Below are 1,559 nucleotides of genomic sequence, written 5' to 3' on the forward strand. Positions count from 1 at the left end.
GACGACAGCTTCTTCGACCTCGGCGGCCACTCGCTCCTCGCCACGCGTGTCATCAGCCGCATCCGCACCGTCCTGAACGTCGAACTCCCCCTCCGCGACTTCTTCGAGGGACCGTCCGTGGTGCGGTTGGCGGAAAGGCTGGCCGCTGTGGGAGGTGTGGCCAGGGCCGCGCTCACCCCGAGGCCCCGTCCCGCCGAGACTCCCCTCTCTCCCGCTCAGCGCGGACTGTGGCTCCTCAACCGCATTCAGGGTTCGACGGCTACGTACAACGTGCCCATCGCGCTTCGGCTCACCGGCCGGCTGGACCGGGAGGCGCTCGCGGCGGCGCTCGGTGATGTGGTCGCGCGCCACGAGAGCCTGCGCACACTGTTCCTGGAGACCGCCGACGGCACCCCGTACCAGAAGGTGCTGGACGCGGAAGAGGCTGCGCTGTCCCTGCCCCTGGCGGAGATCGCGGAGGACGGCGTAGCGGAGGCGGTCGCGGACGCCGTGGCGCAGGGCTTCGACCTGAGCCGCGAAGTCCCGGTCCGTGTGCGGCTGTTCGCGGTGGCCGACGATGTACATGTGCTGGTGGTGGTGTTGCACCACATCGCCGGTGACGGCTGGTCGATGGCGCCCTTGGCCCGGGATGTGGCGAGGGCTTACGAGGCTCGGATCGACGGGAAGGCTCCTGGGTGGAAGCCGCTGCCGGTGCAGTACGCGGACTACGCGATGTGGCAGCGGGAACTGCTGGGCGACGAGTCCGACCCGGACAGCCTGATCGGCGGTCAAGTCGCCTACTGGACCGAACAGCTCGCCGACCTGCCGGACCAGCTGGACCTGCCCTTCGACCGACCCCGGCCCACCGTCGCCTCTCACCGCGGCGACCACTTGGTGTTCGAACTCGACGCGGCCGTGCACCGGGGGCTCGTCGCGCTGGCCCGGGAGTCGGGCGCGAGTGTGTTCATGGTGGTGCAGGCCGCCTTCGCCGCACTGCTCTCCCGCATGGGGGCGGGAACGGACATCCCGATCGGTTCGCCGGTGGCGGGCCGCACGGACGAGGCGCTTGAGGACCTCGTCGGCTACTTCATCAACACCCTGGTCCTGCGGACGGATGTGTCGGGCGACCCGACGTTCCGCGAACTGGTGGAGCGGGTGCGGGAGACGGACCTGGGAGCGTTCGCGAACCAGGACGTGCCGTTCGAGCAACTCGTGGAGGTCCTGAACCCGGCCCGCTCCATGTCCCGGCACCCCCTGTTCCAGGTGATGCTGACCTTCCAGAACAACGCCCAAGCCGACTTCAAGCTGCCCGGACTGTCCTTCACCGGCGAGCCGACCGGTTACGGCACCGCGAAGTTCGACCTCCAGCTGAGCGTGCATGAGCAGCAGGACACCGAAGGCGTTCCGGCGGGGCTCGTCGGTGTCTTCGAGTTCGCCACGGATCTGTTCGACCGGGTGTCGGTCGAGGGGTTGGCGGGTCGTTTTGGTGGGTTGTTGTCGGCGGTGGTGGCGGATCCGGATGTGCGGGTCGGTGGGTTGGAGGTTTTGTCGGCGGGTGAGCGCGCGGAGGCTTTGTCGGG

At 69.1% G+C, this 1,559-nt stretch carries 1 protein-coding gene; it reads left to right on the forward strand.

The annotated features are described in order from the left end of the window. A partial coding sequence (locus ACZ7KF_RS41535; protein WP_471087917.1) for a condensation domain-containing protein occupies positions 1 to 1,559 on the forward strand: 1,559 nt, incomplete at both ends.

It is taken from the genome of Streptomyces sp. NPDC038200 (assembly GCF_055600785.1).